Below are 18,428 nucleotides of genomic sequence, written 5' to 3'. Positions count from 1 at the left end.
AGACGCCGCCCTTTGGGCATTCCTTCTCCGCTTCCAGGATTTCTGACATGACCGCACCGCGCACGCTCTATGACAAGATTTTCGACGACCATGTGGTCGACCGGCAGGACGACGGCACCTGTCTCCTCTATATCGACCGGCATCTGGTACATGAGGTGACCAGCCCGCAGGCCTTCGAGGGTCTGCGCATGGCCGGCCGCGCCGTCCGCCACCCGGAAAAGACCCTCGCCGTCGTCGACCACAACGTGCCCACGTCGCCGGACCGGAAATTCGGCATCAAGAACGAGGAAAGCCGCATTCAGGTCGAGGCGCTGGCGAGGAACGCCGTGGATTTCGGCATCGAATATTATAACGAGGCCGACCGCCGCCAGGGCATCGTGCATATCGTCGGGCCCGAGCAGGGCTTCACCCTGCCGGGGATGACGATCGTCTGCGGCGACAGCCACACCTCGACACACGGCGCCTTCGGCGCGCTGGCGCACGGCATCGGCACATCTGAGGTGGAGCACGTGCTGGCCACCCAGACGCTGATCCAGCGCAAGGCGAAGAACATGCTCGTCCAAGTGGACGGGAAGCTGCCGGAGGGCGTCACCGCCAAGGACATCATCCTCGCCATCATCGGCGAGATCGGCACGGCGGGCGGTACCGGCCACGTGATCGAATACGCCGGCGAGGCGATCCGTTCGCTCTCGATGGAAGGCCGCATGACGATCTGCAACATGTCGATCGAGGGCGGCGCCCGGGCCGGCATGATCGCGCCGGACGAGACGACCTATGCCTATATCAAGGACCGCCCGCGCGCGCCCAAGGGACAGGCCTGGGACATGGCCCGCGCCTATTGGGAGACGCTGCATACGGACGAGGGCGCACATTTCGACCGCGTGGTGAAGCTGGATGCGGCCACGCTGCCGCCCATCGTGACCTGGGGGTCGTCCCCTGAGGACGTGGTTTCGGTCACCGGTTATGTCCCCGATCCGGACCAGATCGAGGACGAGAACAAGCGCATGTCGAAGAAGCGCGCGCTGGAATATATGGGGCTGACACCAGGCACGAAGATCACCGATATCGCCCTTGACCGTGTCTTCATCGGCTCCTGCACCAATGGCCGCATCGAAGATCTGCGCGCCGTCGCCAAGGTCGTGGAAGGCCGAAAGGTGAATGAGCGCGTCAACGCCATGATCGTGCCGGGCTCGGGCCTCGTGAAGGCGCAGGCCGAGGCTGAGGGGCTGGACAAGATCTTCATCGAGGCAGGGTTCGATTGGCGCGAGCCCGGCTGCTCCATGTGCCTTGCCATGAACGACGACCGGCTAAAGCCGGGCGAGCGCTGCGCCTCCACCTCGAACCGCAACTTCGAGGGCCGCCAGGGTTTCAAGGGGCGTACGCATCTGGTCTCGCCGGCCATGGCGGCGGCGGCCGCGATCGCCGGGCACTTTGTCGATATCAGGGAGTGGCGGTAGACGGTCTGGCATCTCTATCTCCCGTCGGGATTTAGAGGTGCCTACCTCACCAGATGGCTGAAGGCCGCGACGACTTCCTCGTAAACGCGGCGCTTGAACGGCACGATCAGCTTCGGAAGCTCCTCCATGGGCTTCCAAGCCCAGGCGTCGAATTCCGCCTCGTTGTTTCCGGGCGGCGGGTTGATGACGATCTCGCTCTCCTCGCCCTCGAAGCGGAAGGCGAACCATTTCTGCTTCTGCCCGCGATAGCGGCCCTTCAGCGCCTTGCCGACGAGGTGCTCCGGCAGGTCATAGGTGATCCAGCCGGGCGCCTCGGCTAGGAAGGAGACGCTGCGGATGCCGGTCTCCTCATAGAGCTCCCGGCGCGCCGCTTCGAGCGGGTCCTCGCCTTCGTCGATGCCGCCCTGCGGCATCTGCCAGAGCATGGTGGCGCCGTCCAACTCCGTGGCCGTCTCCCGAATGCGCCGCCCGGCCCAGACCTGCCCGGCGGAGTTGAGCACCATCACGCCCACACAGGGACGATAAGGCAGATCATCGGGCTTCACCACGCTTGCCATCGGCTCAACTCCGCTCCGGATCGAATGCCACCGCCGAGATCGGAACGAGCTCGATGCCGCGTTTCCTGACCTCGTCGGCCCAGGCAGAGACGGTCTCGACCGTTGCTTCCAGGGCCGAACCGCTGCCCACGGCAAAACCCCGCGCCCGCGCGATGCGCTCCAGCTCGTCGAGCTTGGCCAGAATCGCGCCGCGCTCACGCTCCTGATCGATGATTTCATCGCTGGCGGCAAAGGGAACGCCTTTCGCGAGCGCGACCTGCTCCGCCAGGCTGCGGGCCGAGGAGCCGTCGTCCACATAGAGAAGCCCGCGCTGCGCGAGCTCGCCCATGAGCAGGTCCATGGCTTCGGGATCCGACGTGAAGCGCGCGCCCATATAGTTCATGACGCCGGTATAGTTGGTGATGCGCGCAAGCACACGATGCAGATTGACCAGGTTGGTGTCGGGATCGGCGCCGGTGAGGAGCGTGTAGCGACCCGGATTGCTCGCGGGGTAGCCGATCGGCTCGAGCGGCACCTGCATGATGATCTCGTGGCCGTCGCGCCGGGCCGTCTGCATCCAGCGCGACAGGCTGTTGCCGAGGGGAGCGAAAGCGAGGGTAATCTCGGGCGGCAGTTTCTCGATCGCCTCCTGGGTGCCCGTTTGCGATATGCCGAGCCCGCCGATCACGATGGCGATGCGCGCGCCGCGCGCGCCGGACCATGGCCGGGCATAGGCGTCGAAAGGACGCCGCCCGCCCGCGCCCCGCGCCGGAAGAGGGCCGAGTTCGGAATGTTCGATGAGAGCCCGGTCCGGCAGGTGCGCAACGCGCGGATTCTGGCCGTGGCTGGACGGGTCGCGGATGACGATGACGTTTTCGCCGGCTGGCGGTTCGGCCGGATCGACGCGGATGATGGAGGGGCTCGGCCGGACGGAGGTGCTTTCGGCGGTCGGTAGGACGGGTTCGGCCTCGGCCAGCTCAGCCGGTTTGGCAGGCGCTGTCCGCAGGGCCGACACGGCTACGGAGGGCGGGGTCGAGACACGCCAGCCATCCCAGGCGATTGCGCCCACACCCCCTATTGCCGCTACGGCGCAGAAGATCAGGACGGCGGCGCCGGCGCGCCGCCAGCCGGAAGGGCGCTGCGGCGGCCCGTCAAGGCCGAGCGGCTCATCGATTTCGGTGCGACCCGGTTCCATGCGCCCCCGCGATACCCCGTTGCCCGCGCGCGAGCGGCGGCGCACCCCGACTTCGGGATGCGCCGGCTTTGCTTACTGGTTGAGGACCGCCTTGTCGGGGCTCGGCGGGAAGGCCGGGTCGGTCTTGACGCCTCGCACGAGGTCGAGGGCGTATTTCAGCTGCTCATCCTCCGCCGGATCCTGCGGCACATAGGCGATGGAGCCCGAGCCTTCGTCGGTTTCGCCCTCGCCGCGGATATGCCCGCGAAGATCGGACTCGCCACGGGTCGCTACGTCCTCCTGCAGTTCCTCCGGGAGCGGCTGCTCGACCTTGATGTCGGGCGTGATGCCCTTGCCCTGGATGGATTGGCCGGACGGCGTGTAGTAGAGCGCCGTGGTCAGCCGCAGGGCGCCGTTCTCGCCGAGCGGGATGATCGTCTGCACCGACCCCTTGCCGAAGGAGCGGGTGCCGACCAGGGTGGCGCGGCGATGGTCCTGCAGGGCGCCGGCGACGATCTCCGAGGCGCTGGCGGAGCCGCCATTGATGAGCACCACCACGGGCTTACCTTGCGTCAGGTCGCCGGGCTCCGATCCGAAGCGGGCGATGTCCGTCGCCTCGCGACCGCGCGTGGACACGATCTCGCCGCGCTCCAGGAAGGCGTCGGATACGGCCACCGCCTGGTCGAGCAGGCCGCCGGGGTTGAGACGCAGATCGAGCACAAAGCCCTTCAGCTTGTCGGCCGGAACCTCCTGCTCAATCCTCTCGATCGCCTTCTTCAGATCGTCCGACGTGTTCTCGTTGAAGGTGGAGATCTTGATATAGCCCACGTCGCCCTCGACGCGGGACTTGACCGCCTGCACCTTGATGATGTCGCGGACGATGGTGAAGGTGAGCGGCTTCGACTGCCCCTCGCGCAGGACGGTGAGCTCGATCGGCGTGTTGACGAGGCCGCGCATCTTGTCGACAGCGTCCTCAAGCGTCAGCCCGCGCACTTCCTCCCCGTCGATCTTCTCGATGAGGTCGCCGGAAAGGATGCCTGCGCGCGCTGCGGGCGTGTCGTCGATGGGCGCCACCACCTTGACCAGCTCGTTCTCCATCGTGACCTCGATGCCGAGCCCGCCGAACTCGCCCTTGGTCTGCACGCGCATATCCTGCGCGGCGTCTGCATTGAGGTAGGACGAGTGGGGATCAAGCGCGGTAAGCATGCCGTTGATCGCGTTCTCGACCAGCTGCTTCTCGTCCGGCGGCGTCACATATTGGGCGCGCACGCGCTCGAAAATGTCGCCGAAAATGGCAAGCTGGCGATAGGTCTCCGATCCTGCCGCGTTGGCTGCCGTGCCGTTCGTCCCGTAGACGAGGCTTACGGCAGACGCACCCATCAGCGCGCCGGCAAACAAGAGCGACAATTTACGTATCATTTCCCGTCCTTCCAGAGAGTTCCCGAGCCCACCAGAGCTTCGGGTCGATGGGTTTCCCGTCTTTCCTGAATTCCACATACAATTCCGGCACGGTGCCATCCAGAGTTGAAGCAGCAATGCTCGCCAGCCGCGCCTCGCCCATCATGCCTACCGGCTCGCCAGCCAGGACCGATTGCCCCAGCGAAACATTCAGCCGATCCATCCCGGCAAGCACTATATGATAGCCATCGCCCGGGTTCAGTATCAATAGCTGTCCGTATGATCGGAAAGGTCCCGCATAAAGCACCGTGCCGTCCACCGGCGCGGTGACGATTGCGCCCGATTGTGTCCTTAGAATGTCGCCTTTAAGGGTACTCCCGGTTCCGTCCTCCTCGCCGAAATGCTTGGCGAATTCGCCGGAAACCGGCAGCGGCAAAAGCCCAGCGCGCCGGGCGAAGGGCAGGACATCGGAGAGCAGATTTCCCTCGTCTGCGCTTTGCCGCGCCTCCAGCACCTTCTGCAGCGCCTCGATCTCGCCTTCGAGCGAACTGATCAGCTCCTGCAGGCTTGTTGCGCGCTCCGCGAGCTCCTGTGCCTGCTTGCGCTCCGCCTCCATGCGTTGTTCCGCTTCGCCCTGCATGCGCCGCTTCTCTGCCAGAAGAAGGGAAAGCCGCTGCTTCTCCTCCGCCTGCTCGGTGCGCTTCAGCTGCAGCCGCTGCTGCTCGGCGGCTATCGACACCTTCACCCGGGTGAGCGCGTCGAGGTCGGCGGCGAGCAGCTCCGTCTCGCCGCGCAGCTCAGGCACGACGGCACCGAGAAGGATGGCGCTGCGCACGGAGGAGAGGGCATCCTCCGGCCGCACCAGAATGGCGGGCGGCGGATTGAGCCCCATCCGCTGCAAGGCGCCGAGCACTTCCGCGAGCGTGGCGCTGCGGCTGGCCAGCGACAGCCGGACTTCCTGTTCCTGGCGGCCGAGGTCTTTGAGCCGGCCTTGGATTTCGGCTATGTCCTCGCCGAGCTTCCGCTCGGTCTTCACCGCCTGGATTAGGGAGGCGGTCAGGGCGGCGCTGTCGTCTTTCACGGCCGCGATCTCCGCCGCGATTTCGGCCTGGCGTTTCTCCGACAGCGCGATTTCTTGCGAGAGGCGGCGATACTCCTCAACACTTTCCGTCTGACGCAGTTCGAGACTGTCCACGGTCTGCGCAGAGGAGAGCGTGGAGAAAACCCCAGTCAGCACGAGAGCCGCCGCGAACATGGCTCCTCCAGGATAGCTGACCGATGGCACGTTCCCCTCTCCGTCGTGATCTCGAGGCACCCCAACCTAGAAATAGATCGTTAACGAAGCATCAACCATGCCTGCCCCGCAACCGCAATCGACAACTCGCCGACCGATTGTTCTCCACAACGGGCGGCCGGCGGTCATTCCCGGTGATAGGGGTGACCGGAAAGGATGGTGGTCGCGCGATAGAGCTGCTCGGCGAGCATGACGCGGACGAGCTGATGTGGCCAGGTCTGGGCGCCGAAGGAAAGCCACAAATCGGCTCTCGACCGCAACTCCTCGTCGTGACCGTCCGCGCCGCCTATGGCTATGACAAGGTGCCGAACGCCTCTGTCGCGAAAGCCGGCGAGCCGTCCGCCGATCTCCCGCGAGGAAAAATTCCTGCCCTTCTCGTCAAGCAACAAGAGGGTGCCGTCGCCGAGAAAATCAAGCAGCCTGCGGCCTTCCTCGCGCTTGCGCTCGAGATCCGTTCTGGCACGACTTTCGGCGATTTCTCTGACGCCAGAAAATTCCAGGCCGACAGCAGGTCCGGCCTTGGCGAGACGCTTCAGGTAGCGCTCGGCAAGCTCCCGTTCCGGGCCGGCTTTCAAGCTGCCCACAGCGTGAATGGAAATGCGAATCGGCGCCTCGTCCGGTTTCGGTGGCCGTGCTGCGGCGTAGGGCCGGTGCCGACCAACCGCCGGCCACCAGCCTCCCAAGCGTAGAGCCGCGCCTAACGCCCCCTAGTTCTTCAGCGCGCGAGCGCACCGCGTCGAGGCCTCAGGCCCTTCCGGGCGTCACCGGCGGCATTCCGCCTTAGTGCAGCGTCTCGTCCTCCAGGTCAGGAGTCTGCCACATCTTCTCGATGTTGTAGAACTCCCGGACCTCCGGGCGAAACACGTGGACAATGATGTCGCCCGCGTCGATCAACACCCAGTCGGCGCTCGACAGGCCTTCCACCCGCGCATTGCCGAACCCGGCATCCTTCAAGGCGCGGATCAGGTGGTCCGCCACAGCCGCAACGTGACGGTGCGACCGGCCGGAGGCTACGATCATGTAGTCCGCCAGCGGCGACTTGCCCTGAATGTCGATGGGAACGATGTTTTCCGCTTTCGAGTCTTCAAGACTCCGGAGCGTTGTTTCCAAGGCTCGAGACAAGCTCAGATCACCTGTCCCGGCCGGTGAAGGCAATATGGCTGCCTTCCTCTGAAGTGCTGTTCTCAGTGTCTTTCCTTTCCGACAAGAACAACGATGTCAGGCGGTACGCCGCCAGACAACTATAGATAGGCAGACAAGCTTGTAAGTTTCAAGACAGCTTGTTCCTCCGATCATAAAAACGCGTCGGCGATAGCAGTGTTCCCACGCCTCGCCGGGCTTTCATGATTTCTTGATGGGCAAGGCACGCACCTGTCCAGAAGCGGAGGCCGGTCGTGGAGGTGTTTCGCCATGCGACGCGGGAACTCAGCCCAAAGCCTTCCCGGCTTTCGATGCCGCCCGCAACGCGGTGGAGGAAAGCGATGAACGCGGGCCGTGGATGAAGGTCCAAGCTGGCGGCATCGTCCGGGCAAGCTTGGCGGCGTCCGATTCGTCGATCCGTGCGTGGTCGAACGCCTTGGCCATGGTGGAGGAGAGGAAGGAAAGGGTGGCGCCGGGTCGGTCCACCACCGCGATAGGCACGCTCTGCGCAATCTTCCGCCAGCGTTCCCAGCGATGGAAGCTGCGCAGACTGTCGGCGCCCATGATCCAGACGAAATGGACGCCGGGGTTACGGGCCCGCACGAGCCCGATGGTATCGGCCGTGAAACGGATCCGATGCTTCGCCTCGAAGGCGGTCACCTTGATCCTCGGATCGCCGACAAGCGCTTCGGAAAGTGCGATACGATGCGGCAGTGGAGCAAGGCCGCGATGGTCCTTCAGAGGATTGCCGGGGGTGACAATCCACCAGATCTGATCGAGTTTCAGGCGGCGCAGCGCCGTTTCAGCGACAAGCGCGTGGCCCGCATGAGGCGGATTGAAGGAGCCGCCGAAAAGCCCGACGGCCATGCCCTTTTCCACATGGGGCATGCGGAAATATTGCGGCGGAACGTCCTCCTCGAACGAGACCATCCGTCAGGGCCGGATCTGTCCGGCGCCGCGTACGCGGTACTTGAAGGATGTGAGCTGCTCCACGCCGACCGGACCGCGTGCATGCATCTTTCCCGTGGCGATGCCGATCTCCGCGCCCATGCCGAACTCGCCGCCATCGGCGAACTGGGTGGAAGCATTGTGCAGGAGGATGGCGGAATCGATCTCGTTGAAGAACCGCCCCACCGCCGCACTGTCCTCGGCGATGATCGCCTCGGTGTGGTGCGACGAATAGGTCTCGATATGTTCTATCGCTGCGGAAATGCCGTCGACCAGCCGCACCGAGATGATGGCGTCGAGATACTCTGTGCGCCAGTCCTCTTCGGTGGCAGGGCCTGCTGACGGGAAGCGCACACGCACGCCCTCGTCGCCGAGGATCTCACAGCCTGCCGCCGCCAGCGCCTCCAGGATCGGCACGAGATGGGTGTCGGCCGCGGCACGGTCGACGAGCAGCGTTTCCGCGGCGCCACAAATGCCGGTGCGCCGCATCTTGGCGTTCACCGTGAGCGGGACGGCCATGTCGAGCTTGGCGGATCTGTCGACATAGAGATGGCAGATGCCTTCCAGATGCGCGAAGACGGGCACGCGCGCCTCATTCTGCACCCGCTCGACGAGGCTGCGCCCGCCGCGCGGCACGATTACGTCGAGATTGCCGGAAAGCCCCTGCAGCATCTCGCCCACCGCCTCGCGGTCCGTCACCGGCACGCGCTGGATCGCATCTTCGGGGAGGCCCGCGACGCGAAGGCCTTCGACAAGGCAGGCGTGGATGGCGGCCGAGGAACTGGCTGAATCGGATCCGCCCCGCAGGATCACCGCATTGCTCGCCTTCAGGCAGAGCGCGCCGGCATCCGCCGTCACATTGGGCCGGCTCTCGTAGATGACGCCGATAACGCCGAGCGGCGTGCGCACCCGCTCGATATGAAGGCCGTTCGGCCGATCCCATTCGGCGATCACCTTCCCGACGGGGTCCTCCAGTCCGGCGATGGCGCGAATGCCCTCCGCCATCGCCGCGATGCGATTCTGCTCCAGTTTCAGCCGGTCGAGCAGTGCCGAGGAAAGGCCGGCCGCCCTGCCGCGCTCCATGTCGACGGCATTGGCCGCGAGGATTTTGGCTCCGCTCGCCTCGAGCGCGTCGGCCATCGCGGCGAGCGCCTTATTCTTCTGGTCCGTGCTCGCAACGGCAAGAGGCCGTGCGGCGGCGCGAGCCCGCCGGCCAAGCTCCGCCATAAGGGCGGAAATCTCGCCAGTCCGCTCACGCGCCTGCAGCATCGCTACCCTCCACCTTGCGCTCGTCCGGCCTCGCAGCATGCCGGGAAAGCACCAGATCGTCCCGGTGCACCATCGCCGCCCGCGCCTCGTAGCCGAGCGCGGCAGCGATCGCCTCGGTCTTCAGTCCGGCGATCTTTACGGCATCCGCGGCATCATAGGCAATCAGCCCGCGCCCGGCTTCCAGCCCATCGGGGCCGATGATGGCCACAGTGTCGCCGCGCGAAAAGGCACCCTGTACTTTTTTCACGCCGGCCGGCAGGAGGCTTTTTCCGGCGAGCAAGGCCCGGAGCGCACCCTCGTCTATGGTGATCCGGCCTGCCGGCTCAAGCTGGCCGGCGATCCAGGTCTTGTAGGCGCGCACGGGCGTGGGGCTCGGCCGGAAAAGGGTCGCGCGTGCCCCCCGCTCGATCGCGGAGAGGGGGTTAAGCTCTTTTCCGGAGGCGATGACCATCGCCGTGCCGGCGGCGGTGGCGATGCGGCCGGCGTCCAGCTTGGTGCGCATGCCGCCGCGCGAAAGTTCCGACGCCGCCTCGCCTCCGAGCGCCATGATCTCCGGCGTGATCGCATCCACGACCGGAATGAAGCGGGCCTGAGGGTCGCGTTCCGGCGGCGCGGTATAAAGCCCGTCGACATCGGACAGAAGAACAAGGAGGTCGCCGCCCATCATCGTGGCCACGCGCGCGGCGAGCCGGTCGTTGTCGCCATAGCGGATTTCGCTGGTGGCGACCGTGTCGTTCTCATTGATGACCGGAATGGCCTTCATCCTGAGCAGCGTCGAGATCGTGGCGCGTGCATTGAGGTAGCGCCGCCGCTCCTCGGTATCGCCGAGCGTGACGAGCACCTGGCCGGAGATCAGGCCATGGCGGCCGAGCTCGCCCGACCAGGCGCCGGCAAGGGCGATCTGCCCGACCGCCGCCGCAGCCTGGCTTTCCTCCAGCCGCAATGTCCGCCTGCCAAGGCCGAGCACGGTGCGCCCGAGCGCGATGGCGCCGGAGGAGACCACCAGCACTTCCGTTCCTGACGCGGCGAGCCGCGCAATGTCGTCGACGAGCGCGGCGAGCCACTCGCGTTTCAGGCCCGTGGTCCGATCCACGAGCAGGGCCGAGCCGATCTTGACGGTGACGCGGCGATAGGAGGTGAGGGAGATGCGGTTCATGAAAGCCGCCTACCTCTTCCAGCGGTCATCAGTCGCCTCCGCAGCGCTTTCCTCCTCGCGGGCCTCATCCACGACCCGCAGGAGCGCGCGCAGAACCTCCTGCACGCCTTCGCCTGTGGCGGAGGAGAGGAGGAGCGGCTTACGGCGCGCCGCCTTCTTCAGCGATGCGATCTTTTCCGTCCGCGCCTCTTCGTCCAGCAGGTCGGCCTGGCTCAGCGCCACCACTTCCGGCTTTTCGGCAAGTCCATGGCCATAGGCTTTCAGCTCGCCGCGCACGGACCTATACGTCGCGGCGACATCCTCCTCGCGCGCCGAGACGAGGTGCAGGAGCACGCGCGTGCGCTCCACATGGCCGAGAAACCGGTCGCCAATACCCACGCCCATATGGGCGCCTTCGATCAGGCCGGGGATGTCCGCCAAAACGAATTCGCGCGCGTCGACGCGCACCACGCCCAGATTGGGATGCAAGGTGGTGAAAGGATAATCGGCGATCTTGGGCTTCGCCGCGGTGACGGCGGCGAGAAAGGTGGACTTGCCTGCATTGGGCAGGCCAACAAGGCCGGCATCGGCGATCAGCTTGAGGCGCAGCCACACCCAGCGCTCTTCACCCGGGAGGCCGGGATTGGCCCGGCGCGGCGCCTGGTTGGTGGAGGATTTGAAATGCTGGTTGCCGAAGCCGCCATTGCCGCCCTCGGCGAGGCGGTAGCGCTGGCCGACCCGGGTGAGATCGCAGATCAGCGTCTCATTGTCTTCTTCATAGATCTGCGTGCCCACCGGGACTTTCAGCACCACGTCGGCGCCCTTGGCGCCCGTGCGGTTGCGGCCCATGCCGTGTACGCCGGGCTTGGCCTTGAAATGCTGCTGGTAGCGGTAGTCGATCAGGGTGTTGAGACCTTCCACCGCCTCCACCCAGACATCGCCGCCGCGTCCGCCGTCGCCCCCGTCGGGGCCGCCGAACTCGATGAACTTCTCGCGCCTGAACGAGACCGCGCCGGCGCCGCCATCGCCGGAACGGATGTAAACCTTGGCCTGATCGAGAAATTTCATAGCGTCAGCTGCTCGTTGTGCCGGACCCCTCTAGCGCATCGGGCGGCGAAGCGCGAGGGCGCTGGCGAGGGCGGGCAGCCTTTTCGCCGCCCGCGCCGCCGGCCGGCGTCAAGTTCCCCAGCTTCTGAGGCTGACCCAGGTCCTGCGGTCGAGCTGGTAGCGCTCCACCGGCACCTTGCCCGCCACCACCGAATCCATCATGCCCTGGCCGACATACTGGAAGCCGCATTTATGGATAACGCGGCGCGAGCCATCATTGATGACGCGGCAGGAGACGTTGAGCTTGTCGATGTCGGTAGCGCGGAAGGCGAGATCGACCAGCGCATGCGCCACCTCGGTGGCATAGCCCCGCCCCCAATAGGGCTCGCCGATCCAATAGCCGAGCTCCAGGCCATGTTCGCGCGTGTCAAGTCCGGCGCAGCCGATGAAGGCCCCGCTGTCGGCGAGCGCGACGGCGTAGTGGCAGCCGGAGCGGTCCCTCGACCGGCTGCCGCGCACGAAGGCCGCCGCGTCCGCCTCCGAATAGGGATGCGGCATGCGCGAGAGCATCTCCGCCACGCGGCGGCTGTTGGCAAGCTCCGCCATTTCGGGAATGTCGTCCTCATGGGGCGGGCGCAGGACCAGGCGCTCGGTCACGAGAACGGGACACTCGATGCTTAGACTTTCACCCTCGGCCTCTTCATATTCGGCAACCATGGCTTCCTCCGGACAAAAATTAAGGGGAGATGGCGACCCATCTCCCCTGAACCTTTTCCGGATTCTGCCGGACACCGGGCTCCCAGATGGGTCGCCGGTGTCTTGACGCGGAACCGGCTACTCCGCTGCTTCCGTAATCGGGTTTACCGACACATAGGTTCGGCCGTTGGCTTTCTTCGCGAAGGCAACCGCGCCCGTTTGAAGCGCAAAAAGCGTGTGGTCCTTCCCCATGCCGACATTGGTGCCGGGGTGCCACTTGGTCCCGCGCTGACGCACGATGATATTGCCCGCGAGCACGGTCTCGCCGCCGAACTTCTTCACGCCAAGGCGCTTGGATTCAGAATCGCGACCGTTGCGCGACGAACCGCCAGCTTTCTTGTGTGCCATGACTCAACTCCTTTGCGCCCGAAGAGCGCCTTCGATTCCCTTATGAACGCACGTGCGTCCAAATGCAAATGTCTTCCCTGGGGCCAGAGTCCCGGCTTTATTGCGCCAGCTTGGTGGCCTGCTCGCGCCAGTCGCGGATCTGATCCGTGCTGAAGGGCATCGCCGCGTCGATCCGGGCGATATCCTCATCCGTCAGAGCGGCAAGCTGGGCAAAAGTGGTGAGGCCCTGCTCCTTGAGCTGCTCGGCGGCCACCGGACCGATCCCCTTTATGACGGTAAGATCATCCGGCTCGCCCTCGGGCGCGGTGAAGAGGGTAGCCGCCTTGCCCTTCTTCGGAGCGGATTCCTTTTTAGCGGAAGCAGTCTCCTTCTTGGGCGCGGCCTCGGTCTCGCCCGTCTGCGCTTTCGGCTCTGCTTCCTTCCTGGGCTTGGCCGGCTTTTGCTCGGCCTTGGCTTCGCTCTTGTCCTCGGCCTTGGCGGCCGGCTTGGCCGTTGCCTTCTTCGAGGGCTTGGCGCCGTCCAGGAGGATTTCGGCGATGCGTACCGTCGTCAGAAGCTGGCGATGGCCGCGCTTGCGGCGCGAATTCTGCCGGCGGCGCTTCTTGAAGGCGATCACCTTGGGGCCGCGGCCCTGCTCGACCACTTCCGCCGCCACGCTGGCGCCTTCGACAAAGGGCGCACCGATGGTGACATTCTCGCCCTCGCCCACGGCGAGCACATTGCCGATCTGCACGATCTCGCCGATCTCGCCGGCCAGTCTTTCAATCTGAAGCACGTCATTGGCGGCGACGCGGTACTGCTTGCCGCCTGTCTTGAGGACTGCGAACATCTTTCTTGCCTTTCGGTGTCCGGTCCGGTCTGGACCTCCCCGAGGGCGGCCCGCCGTCTTTTTATCAGTCGTTGGATCGGGACTTTAGCCCCATGAAACAAGCGGCGCGGAGAGGCTCCACGCCGCAGGTTCGCGTTCCCATACCGGAGCAGGAGACAAAGGTCAAGGCGAGCCCGTGGACGAGCGCATATCCTTGCCATTTACCGGTGACGGTTCGTCGCAACGAGGCCACGGGGTGCGATCGCCGTGGCCTCGAAGCGGGTGCCGCCCTGTCGAAGGCCGAACAAGGCGCCGAAGCAGCTGCAGGAGCGTAAGGCTCCGAAGCTACGAAGCGTCTAACTTAACAAATGATAGGATGTTCCCGCCTCAGGCAAGAATTCCGGACCAGGAACATCGCCGAGACACGAAAGTTCTGTTCCCCGAAGAAGGGACCCACACATGCAGTACGATGCTCGCCAGCGTGCCGACGGCACGTGGGAGGTCATTGACGTCGAGACCGGCAATGTCGCTTCGCTTGGCGGCGTGCGCCTAGCACAGCTCGAACTGATCGAGGCGGCGGCGGCATTGCACATGCTGCGCTCCCGATTTGTGCGGGAGGCGCGCAGGAAGCAGGCAGGGGGAGTTGGCAAAAACCAGTGGGAAGGACGCTGAAGTGTGCAGCCCCGACCCCGTAAGGGGGTCCTTGACTGCTTCGCAACCGGGACCCGGAAAGCAGCCTGAAGGTCAGCCAAGCCGATCCCCGCGAACAGCAATGATCGACTTGTTGATGCCGAAGATCTTTTCGTGACTGATCTTGGAATCGGCGAACAAAGCCCGCATTTGGCGCGTCGAGATGAGCGTGTGATGCTCCACGATGTGACGGGCTTCCTCCGCATCGTCAATACGAGGGAAAAAGCCGAGGGAGTACCGTTGGACGAGCGAGGTGCGAAGACGCGCGGGCAAATACTGGAATCCCGGGAACCGGAAATGCGGCTCATAAGGGAACCAGTAGTTGGGCGTCTGCACGTAGTAGCGCTTGGATAGCCGCTTGGTATTGGCGGCGAACTGCTGCATGCGATCCCAACCGCCAACGTGTTCGATGACGGAATTGGAGTGAACCAGGTCGAATTGCTCGCCGGCGAAGAGGTCCGGATCGGCGGCGTCGCCAACAAGAGCGGTGAACAAGACGGAGTCCCGGACGGTCTCGCGCTCCAAATTGACCAGTGTGATTGTCAGGCGGTGGCGATTCTGCCGAATGAAATCTTCGCCAATGAGCCAATAGACTTCGGTCCCGCCAAGATCGAGGATTCGCGCGCTTCCCTTTTCTGCGAGGGCGTCCTCGATCAGCGCACGCACCTTGGCAAAGCGCCGGGTGCGAAAGCGGAATTCAAGGCTCGTGCGATCTGTATAGGGATTGCGGACGGGAGTGTCGGCGACGGTAGAACTTTGCTCGGAAATCATTGTGGCCCCTGAACTCAACTGTCACTCGTTCAACAGCAGCCGCGCACCAAAACAATCCTCGATGGGAGCCCCGTTAAGAAAGACTAAGAAGAGGTTAGCGAGCGAATGCAAGAGGGACGAAAGTCCCTGACGGGCACCGCTCGTTCACGACTGCCATTGCCGAGGCCAGGCATCTACTGACGACGACGTCCATCCGAAGTAGCGTCCGAACGCCCCGGATGCTCTCGCGCCGGCCTTGCCCTGGCCCCATATTCCCATGTGCTGCTCGGGCATGCAGGATGACGCGGCCTCTCGCGTTGACGATGCCCTGCAGTTGGCGCTAAAGAGGCGCGCGGCCAAGGACGCTCGGTGGAATTCGGTAGCAAACGGCGATTTCAACCACAGTCGCTAAATTGAATTTTGAGGGTGTCCTTGAAGGGCTTGGAGAGGTGGCAGAGTGGTTGAATGCACCGCACTCGAAATGCGGCATACTCGCAAGGGTATCGGGGGTTCGAATCCCCCCCTCTCCGCCATAAACCGCCGATTGCCCTTTTTGGTGCGATAGACGCTGCTTATCTGCGGTCGGTCGGCCGGAACCTCGATCCCCAGCGGCACCCCCGCGCCAGGTTAGCTAGAATGTGGGGCGACTAGCGCGTGAGGCTCAGTTGCTACGAATGGAACAACAGCTTAGCTCGACCTACTGGCGGGCCGCCGAGCGAATGGCGACACATGATAGAACCGGATAGGCTGGCTATCCAACTCACCAGCCCGAGAGTAGCCGTTAAAGCTCTGTTTTATCTGATTGCACATTGATGATGAAGTTACGCATCAGCGTCGAGCATTCCTGATGATGCGTCTTGAGTAGAAGATGTGCCCCGTCGTAAATGTGCATGTCGATCCGATCGAGATCTCTTGCATATGCGAAAACTTCATCAATCTGGTAGTACGGGTCGTGCCGCCCCCAGAGCAGGTAGTGCGGGCGGCTGATGATCGCGGTGATAGGCCGCAAATTCGGGAAAGCGGTCCACGTGGGAAGCATAGTCTGAAAAGATGCGGAACTGAATCTCGACACGTCCAGGCTGGCTCATTCGCTCCCAGTCTAGATGCCAGCCCTCAGGTGCAAAAAAGGGCACGAGGCGATCTGGTATGCCACCCACGTAGGTATGCTTCACTCCCTCGAAGTTGAGCCATTCCGGCAGTTTCGCACGGTTTTCGGGGGTAGGCTCAGCCCAATATGATCTGACCAGATCCCAGGCCGACCCGAGGCCCTCTTCATGGGCGTTGCCATTCTGAATGATAAGTCCGAGCACGCGTTCAGGATATTTCAGCGCCAGGGCATAGGCGACAGGCGACCCGAAATCATGGACGTAGAGAAAGAACTGGTCCATCCCAACCTGCGTGTCAGAGCATCGATCGTTCGAGCCATGGCATCAAAAGTGTACTCGTAGTCGTCGGGAGCTTCAGTAAAGCCGAAACCGGGCGAGTCCGGCGCGACCACATGAGCTACCTCTGCCAAGGGGGTGATGATGTTGCGAAAATAAAACGAGGAGCAAGGCTGGCCGTGGAGAAGAAGCAAACCCGGCGCACCACGTTGCCCCGCTTCGCGATAGAAAAGATCAACGCCATCCACTTTGACCGTTTTCTGCTTGGTCTTGTCGAGGTCGAGCATGCTTCCCTCCTGGGCTGCTTTCCCGAATTGTGTAACCGCTTAACTTCGTAATAGGAGTTAGCAGCAGAATAACCGTGTAACTTGCTCTACATGGTTAGGTTCCATGGCAGCTGGGTGAACGAGCCGTCTGGACGTCCGGCCACTTCGTCGGCGGCCGCCTAGTGATGAACCTCACGAGCGCCGTCTTCGCTCAATGCCCGTGCATGAATGAGTGCTGCAGTCCGCGCGCGAGACGTCGGAAATTGGCTCTCATTCTTGGCATTGCACACCGGCTCAAGTCGCGGCCACTGTATCAAAACCGCCAGCGGACACACCGAACCATCTGCAAGCACCCGTTTTCCACGAACAAGAGGTGCTTCGGAAAGCCGGCCAGCCAGCAGTCGGGCCAAAAACGCTGCGGCCGATTGGCCGAAGCCTAATTTCGGCCCCGTTGCCGCTCTATATGCCGGCTATGGGGCCAGTTTCGGAGAACAACGATCCATGACCAGAATTGCCGAGCGGAATGGCGTGCTGCGCCTGGCGCGGTACTCGATCCTCGCACTCACCGTGCTGATATTCGGCCTTGCGGGACCCGCCGCCGCCCAGTCGGACATAGCCCAGCGAATCGCGCAGCATTTTTCCAGCGTGCGCACCATGACCGGCGAGTTCGTGCAGTTTGGCCCGCGCGGCGAGCAGACGGGCGGAAAATTCTACATCGAAAGGCCGGGCAAGCTGCGCTTCGACTACGAGCCGCCGGCGCAATTCCGCGTCACCTCCGACGGGAGGACTGTGGTGCTCGAGAACAAGAAGATGGACACGGTGCAGATCTATTCGCTGTCGCAGACGCCGCTGCAGGTCCTGCTCGGGGAACGCATCGACCTCTCCGCCGCAAATGTGCAGGACGTCAAGGTGGAACCGGATCTCACGACGGTGCGGCTCCTCGACCGGCAGATGGGCAACAACTCGACGATCACCATGATGTTCGATTCAAAGACCTATGACCTGAAGCAGTGGACGATCAGCGACGCCCAGGGTCGGGACACGACGGTGATGATCTTCAACGTGAAGACAGGCGTCACCTTCGATCAGAGCGTCTTCCACATCGACTACCGCCGCGTCAACGCGCTGGCTCGCCAGGCGAACTGATCGCGCGCCATGCCGCCGGAAGCGCTTGTGTGGGCGCTGCCGGCGGTCTATTCCGGCTGCGAAAAGTCGGAACGAAACATGCCCTTCAAAATTGCCACCTGGAACATCAACTCCGTCCGCCTGCGCCTGCCGATCGTCCAGCGCTTCCTGGAGGAACATCAGCCGGATGTGCTGTGCCTCCAGGAGACCAAATGCCCGGACGACCAATTCCCCTATTCAGGCTTCCGCAAGCTTGGTTACGGCCATATCGAGATCCACGGGCAAAAGGGCTATCACGGGGTGGCCACCATCTCGCGCCGGCCGCTTGAAGTGGTGGAGCGGCGCAGCTTCTGCGGCCTCATCGACTGCCGTCACCTCTCGACCCTGGTCGATGTGGATGGACGGCGGGTGCTGCTGCACAATTTCTACGTGCCGGCCGGCGGCGACGAACCCGATCCCGAGATCAATCCGAAATTCCGCCACAAGCTCGACTTCCTACAGGAAATGCGCGAGGTGCGCCCCGCCGGCGAGGCGAATACGGGAAGCATCCTGGTGGGCGATCTCAATGTCGCGCCGCTGGAGACGGATGTCTGGTCGCACAAGCAGATGCTGAATGTGGTGAGCCACACGCCGGTGGAAACCGAAGGTCTGGAAACCGTGCGCGAGGGCGGCGGCTGGGTGGATGTCATGCGGCAGCATATTCCGCCCGAGGAAAAGCTCTTCACCTGGTGGAGCTACCGCGCCAGGGACTGGGTCCTTTCCAATCGCGGCCGAAGGCTCGACCATATCTGGTCGTCTGCCGATCTGGCCTCGGCGCTGGGTCGGATTGAAGTGCTGCGCGACGCGCGCGGCTGGGACCGCCCGTCTGACCACGTGCCGGTCATCGCCGGATTCGGCTGAGGCAC

20 protein-coding genes and 1 tRNA gene are annotated in these 18,428 nt (G+C 63.9%); 5 read left to right on the top strand and 16 right to left on the bottom strand.

The genetic code is table 11. The features are described from left to right. Positions 1-47 precede the first annotated feature (47 nt). Positions 48-1,457 (top strand): 3-isopropylmalate dehydratase large subunit, encoded by a 1,410-nt coding sequence (gene leuC, locus RIN79_RS00680; RefSeq protein ID WP_309082670.1) that lies wholly within the window; start codon positions 48-50, stop codon positions 1,455-1,457. 41 nt (positions 1,458-1,498) lie between these two features. On the opposite strand, the gene RIN79_RS00675 is transcribed toward leuC, so the two are convergent. The 13 genes from RIN79_RS00675 to rplU form a co-directional block, all read right to left on the bottom strand. Continuing rightward, complete coding sequence (locus RIN79_RS00675; RefSeq protein ID WP_309082669.1) at positions 1,499-2,014, bottom strand: RNA pyrophosphohydrolase; 516 nt, start codon at positions 2,012-2,014, stop codon at positions 1,499-1,501. Positions 2,015-2,018: 4 nt separating this feature from the next. After that, the gene (locus RIN79_RS00670) at positions 2,019-3,188 is read right to left on the bottom strand and encodes a divergent polysaccharide deacetylase family protein (RefSeq protein WP_309082668.1); all 1,170 of its coding nucleotides are present in this window, start codon (positions 3,186-3,188) and stop codon (positions 2,019-2,021) included. 72 nt (positions 3,189-3,260) lie between these two features. Continuing rightward, positions 3,261-4,586: a S41 family peptidase gene (locus RIN79_RS00665; protein WP_309082667.1), complete on the bottom strand. Its 1,326-nt coding sequence runs from the start codon at positions 4,584-4,586 to the stop codon at positions 3,261-3,263. Beyond that, positions 4,576-5,820 carry a murein hydrolase activator EnvC gene (locus tag RIN79_RS00660; protein ID WP_309082666.1) on the bottom strand — a complete coding sequence of 415 codons (1,245 nt, stop codon included), beginning with the start codon at positions 5,818-5,820 and terminating at the stop codon, positions 4,576-4,578. The genes RIN79_RS00665 and RIN79_RS00660 overlap by 11 nt, the downstream gene beginning before the upstream one ends. A 164-nt stretch (positions 5,821-5,984) precedes the next feature. Beyond that, entirely contained in the window at positions 5,985-6,464 is a 480-nt protein-coding gene (gene rlmH, locus RIN79_RS00655; protein WP_309082827.1) for a 23S rRNA (pseudouridine(1915)-N(3))-methyltransferase RlmH, read from the bottom strand. A gap of 175 nt (positions 6,465-6,639) precedes the next feature. Then, positions 6,640-7,014, bottom strand: a complete 375-nt coding sequence (gene rsfS / locus RIN79_RS00650) for a ribosome silencing factor (RefSeq protein WP_309082665.1) — start codon at positions 7,012-7,014, stop codon at positions 6,640-6,642. Positions 7,015-7,284: 270 nt separating this feature from the next. Beyond that, on the bottom strand, positions 7,285-7,929 hold the full coding sequence (locus RIN79_RS00645) for a nicotinate-nucleotide adenylyltransferase (protein ID WP_309082664.1): 645 nt from the start codon (positions 7,927-7,929) through the stop codon (positions 7,285-7,287). Between the two features lie 3 nt (positions 7,930-7,932). Further along, a complete protein-coding gene (locus tag RIN79_RS00640) occupies positions 7,933-9,216 on the bottom strand; it encodes a glutamate-5-semialdehyde dehydrogenase (RefSeq protein WP_309082663.1) in 1,284 nt (427 codons plus the stop codon). Next, on the bottom strand, positions 9,200-10,372 hold the full coding sequence (gene proB, locus RIN79_RS00635) for a glutamate 5-kinase (RefSeq protein ID WP_309082662.1): 1,173 nt from the start codon (positions 10,370-10,372) through the stop codon (positions 9,200-9,202). Before proB ends, RIN79_RS00640 begins: the two co-directional genes overlap by 17 nt. Before the next feature lie 9 nt (positions 10,373-10,381). Further along, positions 10,382-11,419, bottom strand: a complete 1,038-nt coding sequence (gene obgE / locus RIN79_RS00630; RefSeq protein ID WP_309082661.1) for a GTPase ObgE — start codon at positions 11,417-11,419, stop codon at positions 10,382-10,384. Positions 11,420-11,527: 108 nt separating this feature from the next. Beyond that, positions 11,528-12,115 (bottom strand): GNAT family N-acetyltransferase, encoded by a 588-nt coding sequence (locus RIN79_RS00625; protein WP_309082660.1) that lies wholly within the window; start codon positions 12,113-12,115, stop codon positions 11,528-11,530. Positions 12,116-12,232: 117 nt separating this feature from the next. Beyond that, positions 12,233-12,502 carry a 50S ribosomal protein L27 gene (gene rpmA, locus RIN79_RS00620; RefSeq protein ID WP_309082659.1) on the bottom strand — a complete coding sequence of 90 codons (270 nt, stop codon included), beginning with the start codon at positions 12,500-12,502 and terminating at the stop codon, positions 12,233-12,235. 97 nt (positions 12,503-12,599) lie between these two features. Then, positions 12,600-13,331 carry a 50S ribosomal protein L21 gene (gene rplU, locus RIN79_RS00615; RefSeq protein ID WP_309082658.1) on the bottom strand — a complete coding sequence of 244 codons (732 nt, stop codon included), beginning with the start codon at positions 13,329-13,331 and terminating at the stop codon, positions 12,600-12,602. 438 nt (positions 13,332-13,769) lie between these two features. Between rplU and RIN79_RS00610 the strand changes: the two genes are divergently transcribed. Next, positions 13,770-13,982, top strand: a complete 213-nt coding sequence (locus RIN79_RS00610; RefSeq protein ID WP_309082657.1) for a hypothetical protein — start codon at positions 13,770-13,772, stop codon at positions 13,980-13,982. Positions 13,983-14,054: 72 nt separating this feature from the next. On the opposite strand, the gene RIN79_RS00605 is transcribed toward RIN79_RS00610, so the two are convergent. Further along, a complete protein-coding gene (locus tag RIN79_RS00605; RefSeq protein WP_309082656.1) occupies positions 14,055-14,771 on the bottom strand; it encodes an SAM-dependent methyltransferase in 717 nt (238 codons plus the stop codon). Between the two features lie 422 nt (positions 14,772-15,193). Here RIN79_RS00605 and RIN79_RS00600 point away from each other — a divergent pair. Beyond that, positions 15,194-15,283, top strand: a tRNA-Ser gene (locus RIN79_RS00600). 399 nt (positions 15,284-15,682) lie between these two features. Here RIN79_RS00600 and RIN79_RS00595 read toward each other — a convergent pair. Both RIN79_RS00595 and RIN79_RS00590 read right to left on the bottom strand, forming a co-directional pair. Further along, positions 15,683-16,138 (bottom strand): hypothetical protein, encoded by a 456-nt coding sequence (locus RIN79_RS00595; RefSeq protein WP_309082655.1) that lies wholly within the window; start codon positions 16,136-16,138, stop codon positions 15,683-15,685. Then, positions 16,075-16,419 carry an alpha/beta fold hydrolase gene (locus tag RIN79_RS00590; RefSeq protein ID WP_309082654.1) on the bottom strand — a complete coding sequence of 115 codons (345 nt, stop codon included), beginning with the start codon at positions 16,417-16,419 and terminating at the stop codon, positions 16,075-16,077. The genes RIN79_RS00595 and RIN79_RS00590 overlap by 64 nt, the downstream gene beginning before the upstream one ends. 480 nt (positions 16,420-16,899) lie before the next feature. Here RIN79_RS00590 and RIN79_RS00585 point away from each other — a divergent pair, with 480 nt between their 5' ends. Both RIN79_RS00585 and RIN79_RS00580 read left to right on the top strand, forming a co-directional pair. Continuing rightward, positions 16,900-17,544, top strand: coding sequence for an outer membrane lipoprotein carrier protein LolA (locus RIN79_RS00585; RefSeq protein ID WP_309082653.1), 645 nt, complete (start codon positions 16,900-16,902; stop codon positions 17,542-17,544). Positions 17,545-17,622: 78 nt separating this feature from the next. Then, positions 17,623-18,423: an exodeoxyribonuclease III gene (locus RIN79_RS00580; RefSeq protein ID WP_309082652.1), complete on the top strand. Its 801-nt coding sequence runs from the start codon at positions 17,623-17,625 to the stop codon at positions 18,421-18,423. The last annotated feature ends 5 nt before the right edge of the window (positions 18,424-18,428 follow it).

The organism is Chelativorans sp. (genome assembly GCF_031180965.1).
In the GTDB taxonomy this organism is placed as follows: domain Bacteria; phylum Pseudomonadota; class Alphaproteobacteria; order Rhizobiales; family Rhizobiaceae; genus Chelativorans.
The sequence above is the reverse complement of the archived record's forward strand: the minus strand, read 5'-3'. Positions and strand labels throughout refer to the sequence as shown.

Bases quoted from the DNA above. Each gene is read 5' to 3' on its own strand.
- leuC (WP_309082670.1), top strand. From the start codon at position 48: ATGACCGCACCGCGCACGCTCTATGACAAGATTTTCGACGACCATGTG.
- RIN79_RS00675 (WP_309082669.1), bottom strand. From the start codon at position 2,014: ATGGCAAGCGTGGTGAAGCCCGATGATCTGCCTTATCGTCCCTGTGTG.
- RIN79_RS00670 (WP_309082668.1), bottom strand. From the start codon at position 3,188: ATGGAACCGGGTCGCACCGAAATCGATGAGCCGCTCGGCCTTGACGGG.
- RIN79_RS00665 (WP_309082667.1), bottom strand. From the start codon at position 4,586: ATGATACGTAAATTGTCGCTCTTGTTTGCCGGCGCGCTGATGGGTGCG.
- RIN79_RS00660 (WP_309082666.1), bottom strand. From the start codon at position 5,820: ATGTTCGCGGCGGCTCTCGTGCTGACTGGGGTTTTCTCCACGCTCTCC.
- RIN79_RS00645 (WP_309082664.1), bottom strand. From the start codon at position 7,929: ATGGTCTCGTTCGAGGAGGACGTTCCGCCGCAATATTTCCGCATGCCC.
- RIN79_RS00640 (WP_309082663.1), bottom strand. From the start codon at position 9,216: ATGCTGCAGGCGCGTGAGCGGACTGGCGAGATTTCCGCCCTTATGGCG.
- proB (WP_309082662.1), bottom strand. From the start codon at position 10,372: ATGAACCGCATCTCCCTCACCTCCTATCGCCGCGTCACCGTCAAGATC.
- obgE (WP_309082661.1), bottom strand. From the start codon at position 11,419: ATGAAATTTCTCGATCAGGCCAAGGTTTACATCCGTTCCGGCGATGGC.
- RIN79_RS00625 (WP_309082660.1), bottom strand. From the start codon at position 12,115: ATGGTTGCCGAATATGAAGAGGCCGAGGGTGAAAGTCTAAGCATCGAG.
- rpmA (WP_309082659.1), bottom strand. From the start codon at position 12,502: ATGGCACACAAGAAAGCTGGCGGTTCGTCGCGCAACGGTCGCGATTCT.
- rplU (WP_309082658.1), bottom strand. From the start codon at position 13,331: ATGTTCGCAGTCCTCAAGACAGGCGGCAAGCAGTACCGCGTCGCCGCC.
- RIN79_RS00610 (WP_309082657.1), top strand. From the start codon at position 13,770: ATGCAGTACGATGCTCGCCAGCGTGCCGACGGCACGTGGGAGGTCATT.
- RIN79_RS00605 (WP_309082656.1), bottom strand. From the start codon at position 14,771: ATGATTTCCGAGCAAAGTTCTACCGTCGCCGACACTCCCGTCCGCAAT.
- RIN79_RS00595 (WP_309082655.1), bottom strand. From the start codon at position 16,138: ATGGACCAGTTCTTTCTCTACGTCCATGATTTCGGGTCGCCTGTCGCC.
- RIN79_RS00590 (WP_309082654.1), bottom strand. From the start codon at position 16,419: ATGCTCGACCTCGACAAGACCAAGCAGAAAACGGTCAAAGTGGATGGC.
- RIN79_RS00585 (WP_309082653.1), top strand. From the start codon at position 16,900: ATGACCAGAATTGCCGAGCGGAATGGCGTGCTGCGCCTGGCGCGGTAC.
- RIN79_RS00580 (WP_309082652.1), top strand. From the start codon at position 17,623: ATGCCCTTCAAAATTGCCACCTGGAACATCAACTCCGTCCGCCTGCGC.